The organism is Polaribacter sp. SA4-12 (genome assembly GCF_002163675.1).
Classification (GTDB): Bacteria; Bacteroidota; Bacteroidia; order Flavobacteriales; family Flavobacteriaceae; genus Polaribacter.
Genome location: NZ_CP019334.1, coordinates 1,104,846 through 1,124,983, shown reverse-complemented (window position 1 = coordinate 1,124,983; position 20,138 = coordinate 1,104,846). Strand labels below are relative to the sequence as shown.

The 20,138-nt window shown below is 31.7% G+C and carries 10 protein-coding genes and 1 riboswitch; of the genes, 4 read left to right on the top strand and 6 right to left on the bottom strand.

What is annotated here, in order from left to right; all coding sequences use genetic code 11:
- Positions 1 to 126: 126 nt before the first annotated feature.
- Both BTO07_RS04855 and BTO07_RS04850 read right to left on the bottom strand, forming a co-directional pair.
- Positions 127 to 8,526 (bottom strand): T9SS type A sorting domain-containing protein, encoded by an 8,400-nt coding sequence (locus tag BTO07_RS04855; protein WP_087520159.1) that lies wholly within the window; start codon positions 8,524 to 8,526, stop codon positions 127 to 129.
- An 11-nt stretch (positions 8,527 to 8,537) separates the two neighbouring features.
- Entirely contained in the window at positions 8,538 to 9,368 is an 831-nt protein-coding gene (locus BTO07_RS04850; RefSeq protein ID WP_087520158.1) for a hypothetical protein, read from the bottom strand.
- A 411-nt stretch (positions 9,369 to 9,779) separates the two neighbouring features.
- Here BTO07_RS04850 and BTO07_RS04845 point away from each other — a divergent pair, with 411 nt between their 5' ends.
- The gene (locus BTO07_RS04845) at positions 9,780 to 12,326 is read left to right on the top strand and encodes a DUF559 domain-containing protein (RefSeq protein ID WP_087520157.1); all 2,547 of its coding nucleotides are present in this window, start codon (positions 9,780 to 9,782) and stop codon (positions 12,324 to 12,326) included.
- 34 nt (positions 12,327 to 12,360) lie between these two features.
- On the opposite strand, the gene BTO07_RS04840 is transcribed toward BTO07_RS04845, so the two are convergent.
- From BTO07_RS04840 to meaB, 4 genes are all read right to left on the bottom strand, one after another.
- Complete coding sequence (locus tag BTO07_RS04840) at positions 12,361 to 13,392, bottom strand: phosphagen kinase (RefSeq protein ID WP_087520156.1); 1,032 nt, start codon at positions 13,390 to 13,392, stop codon at positions 12,361 to 12,363.
- Positions 13,393 to 13,594: 202 nt separating this feature from the next.
- Entirely contained in the window at positions 13,595 to 15,385 is a 1,791-nt protein-coding gene (gene nrdD / locus BTO07_RS04835) for an anaerobic ribonucleoside-triphosphate reductase (RefSeq protein ID WP_087520155.1), read from the bottom strand.
- A 6-nt stretch (positions 15,386 to 15,391) separates the two neighbouring features.
- Complete coding sequence (gene nrdG, locus BTO07_RS04830; RefSeq protein ID WP_087520154.1) at positions 15,392 to 15,841, bottom strand: anaerobic ribonucleoside-triphosphate reductase activating protein; 450 nt, start codon at positions 15,839 to 15,841, stop codon at positions 15,392 to 15,394.
- Between the two features lie 117 nt (positions 15,842 to 15,958).
- Positions 15,959 to 16,158, bottom strand: a riboswitch (cobalamin riboswitch).
- A 203-nt stretch (positions 16,159 to 16,361) separates the two neighbouring features.
- A complete protein-coding gene (gene meaB, locus BTO07_RS04825; RefSeq protein WP_087520153.1) occupies positions 16,362 to 17,429 on the bottom strand; it encodes a methylmalonyl Co-A mutase-associated GTPase MeaB in 1,068 nt (355 codons plus the stop codon).
- A 90-nt stretch (positions 17,430 to 17,519) separates the two neighbouring features.
- On the opposite strand from meaB, the gene BTO07_RS04820 reads away from it, so the two are divergent.
- Genes BTO07_RS04820 through BTO07_RS04810 form a run of 3 tightly spaced genes read left to right on the top strand, consistent with a single transcriptional unit; the run spans position 17,520 to position 20,074 of the window.
- Positions 17,520 to 18,077: an RNA polymerase sigma factor gene (locus tag BTO07_RS04820; protein WP_087520152.1), complete on the top strand. Its 558-nt coding sequence runs from the start codon at positions 17,520 to 17,522 to the stop codon at positions 18,075 to 18,077.
- Positions 18,061 to 18,633 carry a hypothetical protein gene (locus BTO07_RS04815; protein WP_087520151.1) on the top strand — a complete coding sequence of 191 codons (573 nt, stop codon included), beginning with the start codon at positions 18,061 to 18,063 and terminating at the stop codon, positions 18,631 to 18,633. The genes BTO07_RS04820 and BTO07_RS04815 overlap by 17 nt, the downstream gene beginning before the upstream one ends.
- Positions 18,614 to 20,074 (top strand): hypothetical protein, encoded by a 1,461-nt coding sequence (locus BTO07_RS04810; RefSeq protein ID WP_087520150.1) that lies wholly within the window; start codon positions 18,614 to 18,616, stop codon positions 20,072 to 20,074. Before BTO07_RS04815 ends, BTO07_RS04810 begins: the two co-directional genes overlap by 20 nt.
- The last annotated feature ends 64 nt before the right edge of the window (positions 20,075 to 20,138 follow it).

Here is a 20,138-nt window from a genome sequence, read left to right as displayed (position 1 = left end):
TTTACTAAAAGATATTAAAATTAAATAGAAAAGGGTTTCATATAGCTGGGGGGCAATCTGAAAATTATTGTTAGAGCTAAAATGTTTTTGTAAAACTCATATTAACCTTTTCTATAAACTATCTTATTATTCAATCACGATTTTCTTATTAATTTCACCTTTACTAGTGTTTAGTCTAACTATATAAATACCTGTTGGTATTTGTTTTTTAATGTCTAATTTGTAAGAATTATTTTGTTTTTTAATTTTCCAAAGACTCACTTTTTCACCTAATATATTGTAGAGTTCAACATTTGTAATATCAACTTCTAAATTTTTAGAGATCACTAACGTATGATTTTTATTATCTGCATAAACGTTTGTGTATGCATTATCAATAATATCATCTGTAGATAAAGCGGTGTTGGGTTTAAATCCTAAAACAAATCTATCTGTGTATACACCTTCATTTAGATTTAATACAGCTTTAGTATTTATAATCTCATAAAAGATACCAGTTGTTTTATCTATAATATATACGTTTTCACTTACATTTTTTATTTCATCTACAGTAATTGAAACCTCACCAGAATATCCCATTGTTATTTCTAACGGTACTTCTAAATCACTAGTTATATCTTGTATACCAGAGATTACATATTTAGTGTCATCAGTTGGAAATTTCCAATAAAAGTCAGTGGTACTTATGTCATAGATACCTGCATCATATCCTTTTTCATACTCAAAAGTATTGTTAGGATTAAACGAGATTCCGATTTGACGGTGAATACTTATTGCTTGCTCGTTTAAGTAATCCATACCTAATTTAATGATTGGTACAGTGTTTTCATAATTTCCGGTATTTTTAGAAGCAGTTTCTTCTCCTTTAAAGAATACAGAAACGCCTGCCGCTTCATCAATAAATTCTCTTTGACTATTGTTAAATACAACAGCACCTCCGGTTGCATCACCTTCTATAAAGAAACCTTGACCGATAGGAATATAGAGCCCTGGAGCATCATACGTATGACCTGTTCCTGTACCACTAGTTCCATTACTTTGATTTACAGTATAAGCATTTGCCGCAACACCTAAATCAATAGTTCTAGTAGCATACCCACCAATATATCCTGCAAAATTATGTCCTGTAGAAGTACCTGCTTGGGAATTTACTTCAGAAGCATGTTGCCAAAAATAAAGTGTTCCTGTTAATGAGCTGTCATTATCTTCTATAAATTTTTTAACACTTATAGCAGAAGAAAAAGGATTTCCTACTAAATAAGATTGTCCTGCACCAATGTTAGAAGCATCAAGATTACCATCATTAGGGATTCCAGTAAATGTATAATTTTGTGCAACACCCGGACCTTTAAATATAAATCCATCTCCTGCAGCAATAGTTCCTGTTTCAGACCTTTGTGCCCAATTAGAACGACCATCAGTAGAAGGTGAATAGGTATAAATCCAATAGCTAGCTAAAGAAATAGGATTTGTATTATGATTACCATCATAACCACCTACAAAAGTAATGTCTTGAATAGTATTTGAAGCAGCTAAAGGGGTTGTACCATCTTTAAAAACAGTTTCTAAGCTATATGTTGTACCGTTAGAAGTAACAGGCGAACTCATGTAATTATATCTATAAAAACTTGGTACTGTAGAGTTTTGATCTACTAAAAGTTTTCCAAGTCCAGATACCTTCGTAGCATCTGTATGAGTTTGTACTAATTGTGAGGTACCTACCAAACGAATTTCATCATTAGCATTGGTTAAGTTTACATCATTAGTAACAACCAATAGATTATTAGTAACAACTAATTTACTATTGTTGTCTATTTCTAGTTTTCTGGCACTTAATCTTGCTGTAGAATGGTCATAATCTTCATCTATCACTACAAAACGTGAACGGTCAGGGAAACCATTAGACCAAGCAGAACCTGTTCTAGTTGTAATATCTACTCTGTGCAAACCTAACATTGTATTTGCGTCTGTATTAGAACTTATAATTTCAGAAATAAGTGGGTCATGAGGATGTCTTTCAGTACCTCCTGCTCCTAATAATCTGTATGGATCTAGAGCATCGTCTACAAAAACTACCCATTCTGATGGTGTATAGTTCTTATTTCCTGTTAGAGTTTCGTCTATTCTTACAAAAGAGGTTTTATCTGTAACGCTGGTAATTTCATCATATCTAAACTTGTAAGAATTAGAATTAATTTTTGATGATAACGTAATAATATCATTCCCTCCAGAAATTTCTGTTAAATTATCATCTACTACTACAGTGGCATTTGCCCCTAAATTAGTGATGAGATTTGCAGAATTTTTAAACAATACAGATTTACCAGGAGCAAGGGTTGTTACTACAGTATATAATGCATTTGGAACTTCGCCTGTTTGGTCTCCTGTTTTATCTTTATATAACTGAATATTAATTAAATTTGGATTTACACTAGCAGTGGTACTAATATTTGTTATTTCTATCCATTTTTCATCACCAAATTGATATACTTGTGTAATGATTGGTAAACCATTGGCTCCAGTATCTCTATAATCTAAATCTCCAATTGAGTTAAAATCATTATCAACATCGCCTAAATTACCAGGTGCTGGTGGATTATGATTATCATTTACGGTAGCTCCTGCAATACCAGAATCGTCATTATCATCAAAATTATCATCTAAACCATCTCCATCTGTATCTACACCAGAGGTTACATTATTTACATTTCCGTTTTCTGAAATATCATCTATAAAATCATTATCAGAATCTAAATCTGTATAGTCTGGGTTGTCTGTACCGTCTGTATTTTCTGGGTTTATACCTACAAAACCACCTGTTTCATAATTATCATCTAAACCATTATTATTGTCATCTGTAATTCCGCCAACTCCAGAACCAACACCACTTGGTGCTACATAGGTTTTAGAAGGTTGTCCTTCTATATTATCTGGAATACCATCATTATCTGCATCGATATCTAAATAATCTGGTATGGTATCAAAATCTGAATTGGTTGGTGTATTTCCTGTACCACCAGTAGTAGAACTTGGAACACCTAATGTATTACCAGAAGTACCTACTGTACCATCTGCTCTACCATCTCTATCTGCATCTGTACCTCCAGATTCTATAACATCTGGAATACCATCGTTATCTGAATCTATATCTAAGTGATTTGGTATACCATCTCCATCTGAATCTGTAGTTGTTTCAGTAGTTACACAATTTGACTCTACTGTAACCTCTGTTATTTCAATTCTACTTGAATTTCTAACTGTCATATCTATTAATAAATACTGAGTAGGTGCATTTAATGTGTAAATAAAAGATCCGCTCGTACCAAAACCTTGGTAATTGATAACTAAAGGATTTGTACCAGGTGTGTTAGTGGTGCTTGTTGCGACTTGTGTTATGGTTTGCTGGTTGACATTTGCAGAGACATTTTGCCACCAATTGAAACGAACTGTACTAGATGATTCTCTTAAACTACCTAAGTCAATTACAGCATAGTGAGCCAGATTATTCATTGCTAAACCTTCATTATCTATCGCAACACCGTCATTGATTTCCGTAAATGGAGCTATTGCATGCCCTGATTGTACATTACTGCCACCTACACCAGCTACGGGTGTGTTAACTGTTGTACACGTAGTACTTTCTGGTGTGTGCCCTTCATCCACATCTAAAATACCATCATTATCATCATCTAAATCGTTTACATCAAGAATTCCATCGTTGTCAGTATCTGTTCCTGGTACATCTCTATAATCTACGTTTCCTCCGTTTGAGAAATCATTGTCGTCATCTCCTAAATTTCCTGGAGCTGGTGGGTTATGATTGTCGTTTACTGTAGAGCCATTTGTAGCAGAATCGTCTGTGTCATCAAAATTATCATCTAAACCATCTCCGTCTAAATCTGTATTTGCCAAAGTATTTCCATCTCCATTTTCATTAATATCTGTAATTCCATCATTATCTGAATCTGTGTCTTTATAATCTGGGTTATCTGCATTATCTGTATTTGTAGGATCTAAACCAACAAGTGCACCTGTTTCGTAATTATCATCTACACCATTATTATTTAAATCTGTAATTCCTCCAACTCCAGAACCTATACCACTTGGTGCCACCCAGCCACTTGTGGTTTGTCCTTCTATATTGTCTGGAATTCCATCGTTATCTGCATCTATGTCTAAAAAGTCTGGAAGATCTTCTGTAACAGAACCATCTGTATCTGTTGGTGTATTACCAGTACCTGCAGAACTTGGTATACCATTAGTAGTTGGTGCAGTACCTACTGGATCATCTGCTCTACCATCTCTATTTGCATCTGTACCTCCAGATTCTATAACATCTGGAATACCATCGTTATCTGAATCTAAATCTAATGAGTTTATAATACCATCTCCATCAGGGTCAATTACAGATGATGGACATTGTAGTACACCAAATACAATATTATCTATTCCTACATCATTACCCTGTCCACCAGCAGGTTGTTCATTTATAATAACAATATCAATACTATTAGTAGTTGCTGTAAAATTTAACACTACTCTTCTCCAATTATCATCATTTCCAACAACAGGGGCTAAAGTAGTCGAAGAAATTGTTTGTAAAGCAGTTCCTCCACCACTAGGCTGGATTTCTAACAAAAATTCAGGCTTATCTGGACATCCATCACATAAACCCGCCATATCTAATCGATATCTATAATCTGCACCAATAATTAAATTTGATAACGATTGACGGAAAAACTCTGTTGGAGCCGTATTTATCATGTTAATTGCTAAATACCTACCATTAGAAGAACCTCCAACATTAGGATCTGAAAATTGATCTATGTTTGCATCTTTATCTCCGTTAGTATCTGTTCGATTATAATATTGTAATCCTGAATCAAGAGATGAAACTACTGCGTAAGAACCATCTGGAATTGATCCAGCTGTATCATACAAATGATTCACAACATTTGCATTTGTTGTTCTATTATCTGTCCCAGTACCAAAGTCTTCACTGTAAAGAACAGCTATTTCTTCCTTAGATGAAACATCACAATTACCATTTTCTATAAGATCTAGTATACCATCATTATCATCATCCAAATCGTCAGCATCTGCAATACCATCGTTATCTGTATCTACAACACCAAATATATCTCTGTAATCTACATCTCCCCCTGTGCCTATATCTCCATCTGAATCTGTAAAGTTATCTGTTTGTGTTTCATCAAAAGAACCATTTGGATCAGTATAATTGTCTCCATTATCTAAAGAATTAATTAATCCGTTTGTACCAAAAGCAGCAGGAGCGCCATCTACAACTCCACCTGTATGTGCTAATCCGCTTCCAGATTCTGCTACATCAAAAAGACCATCATTATCTGAATCTAAATCTTTATAATCTGCATTGTCTGTACCATCTGTATTTTGAGGAATTAATCCTAAAGAACCTGTTCCATCTGAATTACCATTTGGTGTACTATCGTAAGCATCGTCTAAACCATCATTATCTGAATCTGTTCCAGAAGGAGTTATATACCCAATTGTAGATTGTGCTTCTATATTGTCTGGAATACCATCATTATCTGTATCTAAATCTCTACAGTTTGAAATACCATCTCCGTCTAAATCATCTATAACTGTACTAAATTCAACATTAAAAGTATTTAAATCAAATTCATCCGATTGTCCATAAAATGAGTTGTCTACATAATAATCTGAACCATTAGCATCAACAGTACTTGTATATTCTAACGTTCCATTGACTAAATAGGTAATTTGTGCACTTACTTTTCTTATGGTTAAAATATTACCACTTGTTCCAGTAATACCCAAACTTCCTCTATCCGTTCCATTTTCGTAAACTCTAATTCCTGTACCACTTGCTCTAATACGAAAAGCATAATCCACATCTGCAGTACCAATGCTTGCTTCTGTACCTGCTTCGTTAATACCAATATAAACATCCCTATCATTATTATTTGTATAGGTGCCATCTAAAGTAAAGTCTAATTCGAAATCACCAGTTACACCATAGGTTGAGAAATTAGGAGAATGTGTACTATTTACAAAATTATCTGAACCGAGACCAAATGCAGGGTTATTATATGTAATGTTATTACTGCTGTAAGTAAAACCAGAACCACTTACCGTTGTAAAAGATAAATTTTCTGTAAATGTACCTGTTGCAGGTGTACAACCTTCTTCTGTATCTAAAATACCATCATTATCATCATCTATATCTATAGAATCTGGTATACCATCGTTATCTGTATCTGTAATAGATGGATTATCTCTATAATCTACATCACCTCCTAATGAGAAATCATTGTCATCATCTCCTAAATTGAGATTACTTGGTGGATTAATTCCGTCATTTACAGTAGCTCCTTGAATTGCAGAATCGTCTGTATCGTCAAAAATATCATTTAAACCATCTCCATCAGCATCTGCATTTACATCTACTATTGCGTTATCTGTATCTCCATTTTCTACGATATCTGCAATTCCGTCGTTATCTGAATCTGCATCTAAATAGTCTGGGTTGTCTGTGCCATCTGTATTGGTTGGGGTAAAACCGATAATACCAGAAAATTCAAAAGCATCATCAACTCCATTACCATTGGAGTCTATAAATATACCTCCATTTTGTAGACTTGGTGGTATGTAGCCACTTGTAGGTTGCCCTTCTATGTTATCTGGAATACCATCATTATCTGAATCTATATCTAAATAGTTTGGCAGCGTATCTCCATCTGATGAAGCTGGTGTGATACCTGCGCCAGAAGAACTTGGTACACCTGTTGGCCCTGAAGCTCCATCTGCTAAACCATCTCTATTTATATCTTGCCCACCAGATTCTATAACATCTGCTAAACCATCGTTGTCTGAATCTAAATCTAAATGATTAGGTACACCATCTCCATCTGCATCATATACATCAGGAATACCATCTCCATTAGAATCTGTGTAATTTGTTAACCCTTGGTCACCATCTACAGGAGTAAGATCAGAATTATCTAAATAGTTTAGAGTTCCATCACCATCTTCGTCTCCATAAGGATCAAATCCACCACTTTCTATAGTATCTAAAATACCGTCATTATCATTATCTAAATCACAAGTATCAGAAATACCATCATTATCTCTATCTGGGTTACCTGTAGCTACTGCATCACAGGCATCACCAGCACATAACAAACTTAAAACAGTACCAATATTACTATCTACAACAATTTTACCATCTGCAGCTGCTTTAGCACCGTTACCTGCTGTAATTGCTCCTTTTGTAACTAATTTAGTTGTTATTGGCACTGTACTGATGATAAAACCACCACCACCAGGACCACCATATTCTATAAATGTTGGTGAAGCTGGGGCAGTTTGTACAGTTGCTGTACCACCTCTTGCATAGGCTCTTACAGTCGAATTAATGATATTTGCTTTTATAGCTATATACCCAGCACCTCCAGCACCTCCAGTAACTCTAGACCCAAAACTTCCATAAGTAAAAGTACCTGTATTTGGCCCAGCATCACCATCACTAAGAATGTCTCTATTTGCTCCGCCTGTAGTAATATTATCAGCTAAAATTATAACAATTCCACCTCCATTACCAGTTGCTGGAGCCCATTCTGCTTCAGAACCACCAGTAGCTCCCATAAAAAAACGTAAGTTATTAGCAGTATCAAAAATGTTTGCAGTAGCTGTTGCGTCAAAACCACCAACAGAGGTACCATTACCACCACCAGTACCACCACCACCGTAACCACCACCACCACCACCAGAACTAAGTATTGCTGAAGTTGAATTTGCTCCATCACCACCAACACCAGCACCACCATCTGGTGATCCTTGAGTATCGTCGCAACCACCATGACCACCTCTACCAGTACCTCCTGAATTGGCTACAAAGTTTGGATAGTTATTTCCATAATAAGCTGGGTTTGTACCCCAGTTTTCCTCAGGTGTATTTAAAAAAGATAGTGCTTGTCCACAAAACGTAGAAGTTTCGTTTCCATTGGTGTTTCTTCCAAAAAAACCAGCACCACTTGCACTAATATCTGCATTTAATGTAATGTTGTTTTGGCATGCATCAATAAAAATAACTCCTCCAGTACTTCCGTCCCAAGGTTGCGCAGTTACATTACCAAGAACATTTACATCATTTGTATATCTGGCAATTCTTACTAATTGAACTTTTTCTGTAGAAGGGGTAAAAGTTTTTACAACAGGTTTATCTATTGTAATACCAGAACCAAAAACACCTGTAATTGTAGCAATATGAAAATTACCTGCACCATTGTCTGTTCCACCAGTATTACCACCACCACTTATTCCTGTCATTTGAATAATCATTACAGGGTCATCTATAGCCAAACCAGTTGCATCTCCTAATGTGATGTTTACACCACTAATAGCAGAAACTGTTTTATATGTGTTTACAACACCAGCAATATTAGTTTGTGCGCTACTGTTTAAAGCTAATACAAAAGAAAATGTAAGTAGCAGTAATATGTTTTTGAAAGTAATTGTTTTCATTTAAAAAGCTTTTATTTGATGATATTTATAATAGATGAAACCATTTTTGTAGAGGTAACCCTATATAATTCTTTTTTATTTTTGTTAAAAAAATATCCGCTAAGGTTTATTTTATGTTCAATTTCAACCTTATCTTTTAAATCGTATGTTTCGCCATTTTTGCCATCACAATTATATACGATTGGCATTTTAATGCTAATTTCAGCATTAGCTGGTAAAGAAAAAGTAGCTCTACCTGCATTAATGTAATTAAAAAAAGATTCTGAATGTGTTTTAGATAGTTGAATAACTTCTCTATCATTATATGGGTAATTAATTAATGAATTAGGCAATAACTCTAACTCCCCATTAATTCTATAATTATTTTTGTTTTTTACTTTAATGATAATTTCATCATTAAACTTTTTACAAATAGTAATTTTTTTATTTAGTTGCGTTTCAACAGAAATAAAGTCGTTTATATCATTTACCATATAGACATAAACAGGTAGTTTACGCATATATCTTTCCCATCTCTTATGCGCTTCGTGTTTTTTATCTCTACTGGTTTCAATGGCTTTTTGCTCCATTGGATAATCTTCTAGATTCTCTAAAACATGTTGTCTTAAATCTGCAATACTATTTAAAAAGGGTTGTATAACTTTAAAAGAGACTAGTTTATCGGAAGTAGATTTATCTAATTTTAAAGTCTGTACATCATAAATAGTTCTATTATTTTGAGCGTAAGTTGACTCAAATGCTATACAAATAAGAAAGAATAGAACAAGAAAACGGGTAGAAATATGCAATTTAAAACGATGTATTCCCCCAAATACATTCGTTTCTTTTACATAATTAATCATATATTAAGAAACATTTTATTGCTACAAAAGTAGTGTTTATTTTATTGTGTATAAATATTTTGACACTATTTGTTCTCAATAGTCACATACTTGTTCTAAAAAATTATTTATTTTAAATTTTTTAGACAAAATAAACAATAAAATTATTATTTAAGTAGTATGAAATTAAAAGATGAGTTGCTCATTTTTAGGCATCTTTCTAAGGTTTTACTTAGAAAATTATGTTTTATAGGTTGCTGTAATATATTGTTGTTTTAAAGTTTTGAATATATAAAAAAGAACAGTTGCAAAACGATTATTTACTTGTTTGTGTTTAGATACTAAATAGTCTATTTTTTTTAATATTTATTTCTCATTATAAAAAGTAATCTATTAAATTAATCTGTATTTTCGTTTTTCATTATTATAAAATTGAAGTTAAGTTATCCAATTACATATATAAAAGGAGTCAGTGTACAAAGAGCAACGCTTTTGTACACAGAATTGGGGTTAAAAACATGTAATGATTTATTAAATTTTTTCCCTTTTAGATATATTGATAAAACTGCTTTCTATAAAATAAAGGAGCTACAACCAAATTCTTCTGAAGTGCAAATTGTTGGTAAAATAACAAGAGTTAAATCTGTTGCACAAAAAAGAGGAAGTAGGTTAGTGGCAACTTTTCAAGATGCTACAGGAACCATGGAATTGGTTTGGTTTAAAGGGCAAAAATGGATTAAAGATGCTCTTAAAATTAATGAACCTTATGTGGTTTATGGGAAGTTGAATCATTATAATGGGTTTTTTAGCATTCCACACCCAGAATTAGAATTAGTAACAGAATACAAGAAAAAGTTGCAAACCAAAATGCAACCTGTATATCCATCCACAGAAAGATTAACAAACTCTGGGGTTTCTAATAAATTAATGAGAACGTATGTTCAATATTTATTGGAACAGGTTTTTGATGGAATTCAAGAAAGCTTATCACAAGAAATTATTAATGATTTTAAATTGATGAGTAAACGTGATGCATTATTAAATGCTCACTTTCCTAAAAGTCAAGAAAATTTAGCAAAAGCGCAAAACCGATTAAAGTTTGAAGAATTATTTTTCATTCAATTACAATTATTAAGGAAGAAACTCATCAATAAAACAAAAATACAAGGATTTATTTTTGAGAATGTAGGTGAAAACTTTAATACTTTTTATAAAGACCATTTACCTTTCGATTTAACGAACGCTCAAAAAAGAGTGTTAAAAGAAATTCGAAAAGATGTTGCTTCTGGTGCGCACATGAATCGTCTTTTACAAGGTGATGTTGGATCTGGAAAAACAATTGTTGCACTGTTAGCAATGCTTTTGGCGTTAGATAATGGTTTTCAGGCAACAATTATGGCGCCTACTGAGATTTTAGCAAATCAGCATTTTATAGCAGTCTCAGAACTTTTAAAAGGTATGAATATTAATGTTGATATTCTAACGGGTTCTGTAAAAATAAAAAAGAGAAGAGAAATTCATGCGAATTTAGAAGATGGAACTTTACATATTTTAATAGGAACGCATGCTTTGTTGGAAGATAAAGTAAAGTTTAAAAGTTTAGGAATTGCAATTATTGATGAACAACATCGATTTGGAGTTGCGCAGAGAGCTAAATTATGGGGGAAGAATAGCCCATCCCTAGCCCTTCCCAAAGAGAAGGGAATTGAAGTGCGGAATCGTTATGAAACTGCTCGTCCTTCTGTTTATAAATTGATGAAAGAATTACAGAAAGACAGAAAAAAACAGACTACCGAAGCGGAACAAATTCTTTGGGAGCAATTAAAAACGAAGAAATTAGATATTAAATTTAGAAGACAGCATGTTGTAGATGAATTTATTGTTGATTTTGTTTCAACTTCTAAACGATTAATTATTGAAGTTGATGGTAAATATCACAACACAAAAGAACAAATAGAAGCTGACGAATTAAGAACACAAATTTTAACAGAATTAGGTTTTAAAGTCATCAGATTCACTAATGAGGAAGTAATAGGAAATATTGAAAATGTAACCAAGAAGATAACACAAGAATTACACAACAGTGAGAAAAGCCTCCCCTTCGGGGAGGTTGGAGGGGCTTCTTTACCTCCTCACATTTTAGTAATGACAGCAACACCAATACCAAGAACTTTGGCAATGTCTGTTTATGGCGATTTAGATATTTCTGTTATTGATGAATTACCTCCAGGAAGAAAAGAAGTAAAAACGGTGCATCGTTTTGATAGCAATCGTTTGTCGGTTTTTAAATTTATGAGAGATGAAATTGAAAAAGGGAGACAAGTGTATGTTGTGTATCCTTTAATTCAAGAATCTGAAGCTATGGATTATAAAGACTTAATGGATGGTTATGAAAGTATTTCTCGTGATTTTCCAACACCAAAATATCAAATTAGTATTGTTCATGGACAAATGAAACCTGCTGATAAAGAACATGAAATGCAGCGTTTTGTAAAAGGTGAAACTCAAATTATGGTTGCTACAACGGTAATAGAAGTTGGTGTAAATGTACCCAATGCAAGTGTTATGATTATTGAGAGTTCAGAGCGTTTTGGACTTTCGCAATTACATCAATTAAGAGGAAGAGTTGGGCGAGGAGCAGACCAAAGTTATTGTATTTTGCTTTCTAGTTATAAATTATCACCAGAAGCTAAAACACGTTTAGAAACGATGGTAGAAACTACCGATGGTTTTAAAATAGCAGAAGTAGATTTAAAATTACGTGGACCAGGAAATATAATGGGCACACAACAAAGTGGTGTTTTAGATCTTAAAATTGCCGATGTTGTTAGAGATTCTAAAATTTTAGTAGCAGCAAGAAATACTGCTATTGCTTTATTGCAAGAGGATTCTAATTTATCGAAACCAGAAAATAAAAATATTAAAAGCGCATATTTAGAAATGTCTAAAACCTCTAAAATTTGGTCTAATATTAGTTAAGAACGTCCAATTTATCTATGTTTTTGGTTGAAGCCTAAAGTTCTAATTGTTTTTCTTCTTTTATTAAATCAACCACTCCGTTATATAAATCTTGAATCGCTTCAATTTCTGTAATACCTAAACGTCTTTGATTACTGATATCAAAAATGGAGTTTTCACTTTCAGAATGTTCACCATGAATACCTCTTATCTGTAAATGATGATTTTTTGTGATTTCTTCTAATTTATTTTTACTTAGTAGAGGCAAAGATATGTGTACACTCGCTCTCATGGCTGTTCCTAAATTAGTCGGGCAAGAAGAAATATACCCTAAATGGTTGCTATAAGAAAAGCTTAATTGTTTTTCTAGTTGATTTAAAGCCATCGTTAATCGTGTAAAAACCTCTTTAATATTTCCACCTTTTTGCATGGAAATGATTCTCATTTGGTCTTCTTCGTTTATCCAAACTAAGAAATCTTTTTTGATATTATGATAGATTCCTCTTCCATGTGGCCAATTTCTATTTAAACCCGCTTCTTCTAAAAAACGATCTCCTTGTTTGAATAAAAAATGATTATTTGTCATTTCTTCTCTCTTTACTTCAGGCATATTATTCAGGGGATAATAATCACCTGCTAAATTACCAGAAAGTGTCATTAATGCAGTTTTAATAAGGGTTTCTACTTCATTTCTTTCTTTATCAGAAATTAAAGAACCAAGAGGCGTGTCTTTTAGATTTCTACCAACTCTAATTCTTGTAGATAAAATATATTTTCCTGTTGGGTCAGGATTATTGATGTCTAAATCGGCTATATTTAAATTACTTTGATGTTTATTACTTTCAGTAAAATTATGATACTCTTTAATTATTGGATTGAATAATTCCTTAAAAACTTCATAAGATTCTTTATCTCCTGCATAAACTCCAATGCTACTATCTGTATTTATTAAACCAGATTTAATTGCTTGTGGAAGTGAATATCCTAGCTTCGTTTTTTTATGGATAAGTACATTAAACACATCTTCCGTTAAATACTTTTTTAATAGAGAATTGCTATTAGATTTAAAATTAGGAAAGTGTGTCATGTAATTTATTCTTTAAAAGATATGGAAGTCAAAATTATGCGTTTCTGTTGTTAATTGTTATAAAACAGACAGTAATTCGCTAATTTATCTTTTTAAAATTTAAAAACAAACTTAATTACAATTTCAGTAACTTTTTAGTTGAATAAAAAGGAATAAGCTTCTTTAATGTTAAGAAACTCATTCCTTATTATTGATTTTTTTCTTACGAATTTTTTTGTTTGTCTATGTGATAAAACCTAAAATCGTGTTCGTTTTGTCGTTCTGAGCTAAAGCTAGAAATACGCTTTAAATATCCAATAACACGTGTTCCATAGTCGATATTTTTAGAATTACATTTATTACATTTTTGAAGTGTTTTCTTTTCAATATGGTCACAATCATTACAAATAGTAATTTTCACATTAAAACAAAAGTAATTACATCCAGCTTTAGCTGTAGCATCAATTAATTTTAAAAATCCTTCTTTATTTGGAGCTTCTTCTAAATTTAAATGAAGCGCAGAACCACCGTCTAAATATTTAATAATATCTGTACCATGTAAAATTATTTTATCTAAAGTGTTTACCGAAGTACTTTCTACAGGGTAGAAATAAGAATTATAACAATCTCTAGGTACAAATAAGCCATCTTCTTTATCCCATTTCGCATTTTTAACGCCTAAATTTTCTGCGGGTACAAACTCTGTGTTAAACATGTAACCATATTTTGCTTTCGCTTCTTTATTAGCATCATAAATTACCTTTAATTGTTTTGCAACAAAGTATTTATAAAGAGTACTATTTTCTGCTTTTATTCCTTGGCTTTCTGCAGCTTCTACCATTCCATTAATTCCGATGGTTAAAAATTGTTTGTCAAGTGATATAAAACCAGCATCGTAAACAGGAAGCATTCCTGCATCTTTATATTCTTCAATTAATTTTCGGTAAGCAATTTGGTATTTCTGAATTTTAATTATTTCACATTTAAGGTTTTTTCCTTGCTGAATTATGCGATTCATATTTAATGTAATCACGTTAATAGAACCTGTTGAAACTCCACCAGCACCAAGTGAATAACTAAACGTATTATCGCTAATTTCATTTCTTAATCTACAGCAAGAAGCTAAACTATCTGCACTTTCAGATTGATATATAAAAAATGAATTTCCTTCGCTTAATTCAGTAGCGCACATATCTGCAAATTCAGTATCCACAGGCTTGCCATCTTTTACTAACATTGCAGCAGTAACAACAGGAAAAGTTAATACTGCTTTTTCTCTTTCTTTGTTGAACCATTTCATAAAGAATTGTTGCAGTTTTTTAAGACTTTCCCATTCAGGTTTTGACATATCAGGAAAAACAAATTCACCAAACAAACTATCAAAATACTTTTCATCATAAAGAGAAATATTCCAAAATACAGATTGGTAACCTCTTGCAGCAGCAGGCTGATTAATAGCATAAACGGCATGTTGTAAGTGGTTAGAAACTGTTTTTGTATTCGTGTTTAAATAATCATTTCCAAAATCTTTTCTTGCAAAATAATCGAAGTACAATAAAAACTCTACCGTTGCCAAAGCACCTGCAAATTGAGAACTTACCGCAAAAACAAGATTTACAAATTCACCACAATAACTCTCTAAATGTTGAGGAGCTCTGCTTTCTCCACCAAGTTTTGTAAGTCCATCAAATAAAAACGGATACATACTAATAGAAACACAATAAGGTTTTAAAGATGTTTCATCATGTACATAAATTTCATGAGCCTCAATCTGTCTCACATATTCGTTAGCCAAGTCTTTATCGAACAATTGTTCAATTTTATTTTTTACTAATTGCCTATTCACTTGAACATTAATGTCTTTATTTAATTCAGCTTCCATAGTTGCAATATTTTTTGAGGAAACATTAGCATTGGCATCTAATTTAGAACCATCAGCAGCATTGTTAGCATTAATGTAATTGTCAATAAAATCAATTTTTTGATCTATTTGTTTCTGAGTTAATCTAATCATAGGGCATTAGTTTTTTAGGAATAAATGATTTAAAATAGTATTTGTTTGTACTTCTATAAATTGCTGATTTGTTTTATGGGTTTCTAAACCTCCTTTTTTAGCGTTCCATTTTCCGGTTTTAGCCCAAGTAAGGTGTTTTAGGAGATTTTTATCAATGGAATCTCTACCAGAATAAAGGCAGGTTTTATATCCTTCTTTTTGGGCGTATTTAAGGTGATGACTTAGCTCTTTTTGATGCCATTCTCCTCCCATAAATAAAACACAACTTGCAAAGCCTTTGTATTTTTTTAATGTTTCTTGGTATGTTTTTGTAGAGAGTTGTTGTCCGTTTTCTTCTTTCCAAAGAAAGGGAGAATGACAGCCTTTACAACGAATTTGACAACCACAAATACTAAAACAAATACTGATTTCACCAGGAACTTCTTGGAGAACAATCTGGATGTTAGAATAATTCATTTTCACGAATATTATAATCAATAAGACCTACTTATTGATGGTTAATAATGTGTCAAAAAGGTACGATAACCCAAAAATTAAGTAGATACATCGTGCCATAACTTTTATCCCGAAAGTTTGACTAATTTGAAATTGGCAGGTCTTCTGACTTACTCCAGATTTTACGTCTTCCCATTTATAAAATAATAAACAGTGACAAAGAATGAAAAACTTTTAATAGAGCTCACAGCTGCGGGAACAGTATAGGTTTTTCACCTATTTCCCTTTTAATTTTAACAATTGATATTGTTATTAAAACCAAATTCTATTCAAATTTAGAAATCATTTAGCTCGTATGTCTGTAGTTTAGAATAACTTGTTAAGAAACTTATGAACACATTATTTTAGTGTTAAATATGTGGTGTTTTTAGTTTCAAAAACCTAATGTGTATAATGGTTTTGAGTTGTTTTAAAACTTAATTACGTAGTTTAAGTCTGAAGTTAATTTAGAAGCGAATTATTAATTTAAAAGTAAACTTAATTACAATTCTAACAGCTTTTTAGCAGCATTAAAAGGTGTTGTTTTTCCGTTTTCTAAATTATTTATTTCTTTTGCCAAAGCATCCTTAATTTTCGGGTTTTTATAAAAATTATCTTTTAATTGTTGTTCAATAGTTGCTAAAAGCCAATATTTATTTTGAGTATTTCTTTTTTTGATGAAATAATTATTTTCTTTTGTTGATGCAATATAATCAGTAATCATTGTATCAATTTCTGAGATTCCAGAATTATGTAACGCGCTTGCAGTAAGTACTTTTGGTTGCCATTTACTTTCTTTTATAGGATAAAGATGTAATGCTCTATTAAATGCTACTTTGGCAATTTTAGCATTTTTCTCATTATCGCCATCTGCTTTATTAATAACAATAGCATCTGCCATTTCTATAATTCCGCGTTTAATGCCTTGTAACTCATCACCAGCGCCAGCTAATTTTAATAATAAAAAGAAATCTACCATAGAATGAACAACGATTTCAGACTGCCCAACACCAACAGTTTCTATAATTATCGTATCAAAACCAGCAGCTTCACAAAGTATAATACTTTCGCGTGTTTTTTGTGCAACACCACCTAAAGAAGTTCCAGAAGGAGAAGGTCTAATAAAAGCATTTTTATCAGTTACTAATTCTTCCATTCTTGTTTTATCACCTAAAATAGAACCTTTATTTACAGAGCTACTTGGATCTACCGCTAAAACGGCTATTTTTTTTCCTTGGCTAGTTAAATGCTTTCCAAAAGATTCTATAAACGTACTTTTTCCAACACCAGGAACTCCTGTAATTCCTATTCTTACAGAATTATTAGCATAAGGCAAACAACGTTCTAAAATTTCGTTAGCTTTTTGTTGATGTTTTGGGTTTGTACTTTCTACCAAAGTAATAGCACGACTCAAAAAAGTAATGTTTCCTTCTAAAATTTGAGAAACAAAAGTGTCTACAGAACTTTGTTTAGCTCTGTTTAATTTTATTTTTTCTGCAGCAGATTTACTGGTTGTTTCTGGTTGAGAAACACCTTCTTTTTCATGTAATGCTGATGATTTTTTATCCATTGTAAAAGTTAATATGTAAATTTAATCATAAATATTTTGCATTTTGCAACATAACCAAAAATGTATCGTCTTTAGTGTAAGAAAGTTTTAATGAGATCAACCAAACAACTACATCAACCAATTATTGACCAATGCAAAAAAGACTGCAGCAAAGCACAAATGCAGTTGTATAATTTGTATTGCAAGGCAATGTTCTTGGTCGCTTTTAGATATGTAAAAGACAAATTTGTAGCAGAAGATGTTATGCAAGATGCTTTTATAAAGGCGTTTAAGAATATCGAAAATTATAAAAATGAAGTCGCTTTTGGGGCTTGGTTAAAAAGAATTGTGATCAACCAAAGTATAGATCAATTAAAGAAAAATAAACTGGAATTGGTTTCTATAAATGAAGAAGTAATTGCAAAAGCAGATGAAGATGATTGGAATGTTGATAGTGATATTTCAATTGAAGGAATTGTAGAAGAGATTAACGGTTTAAAAGAGAAATATAGATTGGTTTTAACGCTTTATTTGTTGGAAGGCTATGATCATCAAGAAATATCGGAAGTTTTAAAAATTACAGAAACTACTTCTCGAACACATTTATTAAGAGGGAAAAAAATACTGAAAGAAGCATTAAAAAATACGAGTTATGCAGCAAGATATTAGAAATTCATTAAAAGGTTATCAGGAAGAAAATGTAGAATTATCTGCAAATCATTCTAATAAGTTTGAAGCTTTATTACAGTCAGAAATGCATCAACAAAAAACCAAAAAGAAAAATTATAAATGGTTGTCTGTAGCAGCTTCGATTGTGTTGTTAATTAGTTTGGCTATTAAATTTTATCCAACAGAAAATGCAACGAATATAAAAGATGTTGAAACAAGTTCTGTACAAAAGGAAATTAGTTTAGGTAGTATTTCTCCGGAATTTCAAACCATAGAGACATATTATATAAAGAGTATCGATTTAGAAATTAGTCAGTTAGATTTAACTGAGGAGAATAAAGAAATCGTTGATGGTTATTTATTTAAAATAGCAGAACTCACCAAAAATTACAAATCGTTAACGCTAGAGCTCAATACAAATGGGGTTAATGATTCAATAATAGATGCATTGATTAGTAATTTACAATTACGCTTACAGCTGTTAAAACGCTTGCAAAAGCAATTAAAACAACTTAAAAATTTAAACACAAAACAAAATGAAACACAAATTATATAAACCAATATTAACTTTAATTGCCATCTGTTTTTTAGGAACAACTTTTGCCCAAAAGTTTGATGAAAAGTTTACAGAAAAATTTAAAGTAAATAAAGACGTAGAAGTTGCCATAAATGCTTCTAACACTGAAATAAATGTAAGTACTTGGAATAAAAATGAAGTGCAAGTTGAGGCATTTATAGAAATTGAAGGACTTTCTAAAGAAGAAGCAGAAAAGTATTTTAAAAATTGGAATTTTGAAGCTTTAGGGAATAAAAGTAAAGTAAAAATTACTTCTCAGGGTAACAATTCTTTAGGTTTTAGAAACGATTTTATCATTTTTAATGATACAGATTTTAACTTTCCTGATATTGAAATGCCTGATATTGAAATGCCAGATATTGAAATGCCAAATTTTGAAGCGATTGTAATCCCTGAAATGGATTTTGATTTTGACTTCGATTTTGATGGAATGCACATCTTAGAAGACTTAGAAAATCTTGATGAGATAGTTGGTAAAGATGGAGATTATTCTTTTGAATGGAATGATGGTGAAGATAAAATTAGTATAAAATCTAAAAAGGAATGGGACGCTTTTAAGAAAAGTAAAAAATACAAAGAGTTAAAAGAGAAAATGTCTGTTGCAAAGATTAAAATGAGAAAGAATCTTATTGAGTCTAAGAAAAGTCTTAGGAAAATTAAGATGAAAGAAATTAAAGAAGGTTTGGCTAAAGCAAGGCTAGAAATCAAAAAAATAGACAAAGAGAAGATTAAAAAGGAGTTAGCAGAAGCTAAGAAACATATAATGGAAATGAAGTTAAATTTTAATTCGAATTCAAATGATTTAACCATCAATGGAAAGAAAATTAAGATTAAAAAAAGACTAGAAATTAAAGTTCCAAAAAATGCAACTTTCAACTTAAATACACGTCATTGTAAAGTCAAATTACCAAACACAAAAGCTTTTGGTAAAGTAAGTTATGGTGGTTTTGATGCGAGTAATTTAAATGGAGGAAGACTAACGATAGATTATTCTAAGGTTTCTATAAACGATTTAAACGGGTGTACTTTATTCTTAAATAATGTAACTGATGCAAAAATTGCATCAGTTACAAATACAACATTATCTAATAATTCTTCAGGCTTAAATATTAGCCTTATTAATGAAAACGTACACCTTTCTGATAAGTTTGGTGAATTGACGATTAATCGTTTTAATCCTAATTTTGGCAAGTTTGTATTAAACTTAAGTAACTCAGATGCTTCTATTCTTTTGGGTGATGTAAAAACATCTTTTATATATAATATCAACACGAGTAAATTAGATAACAAAACATCTTTTGGTGTTATAAATAAAGTAATAAAGACGAATGAGATAAGTACAACATCAAATATATCAAACGAAAACACAAAAAATAAAATTGAATTGAATGCAGAATATAGTACTATAGTTATCAAATAAATTAGATACATTTTATTTACCAAACTTCTAACAAATTCCATTTCGCTATTCTTTTTAAAGTGCC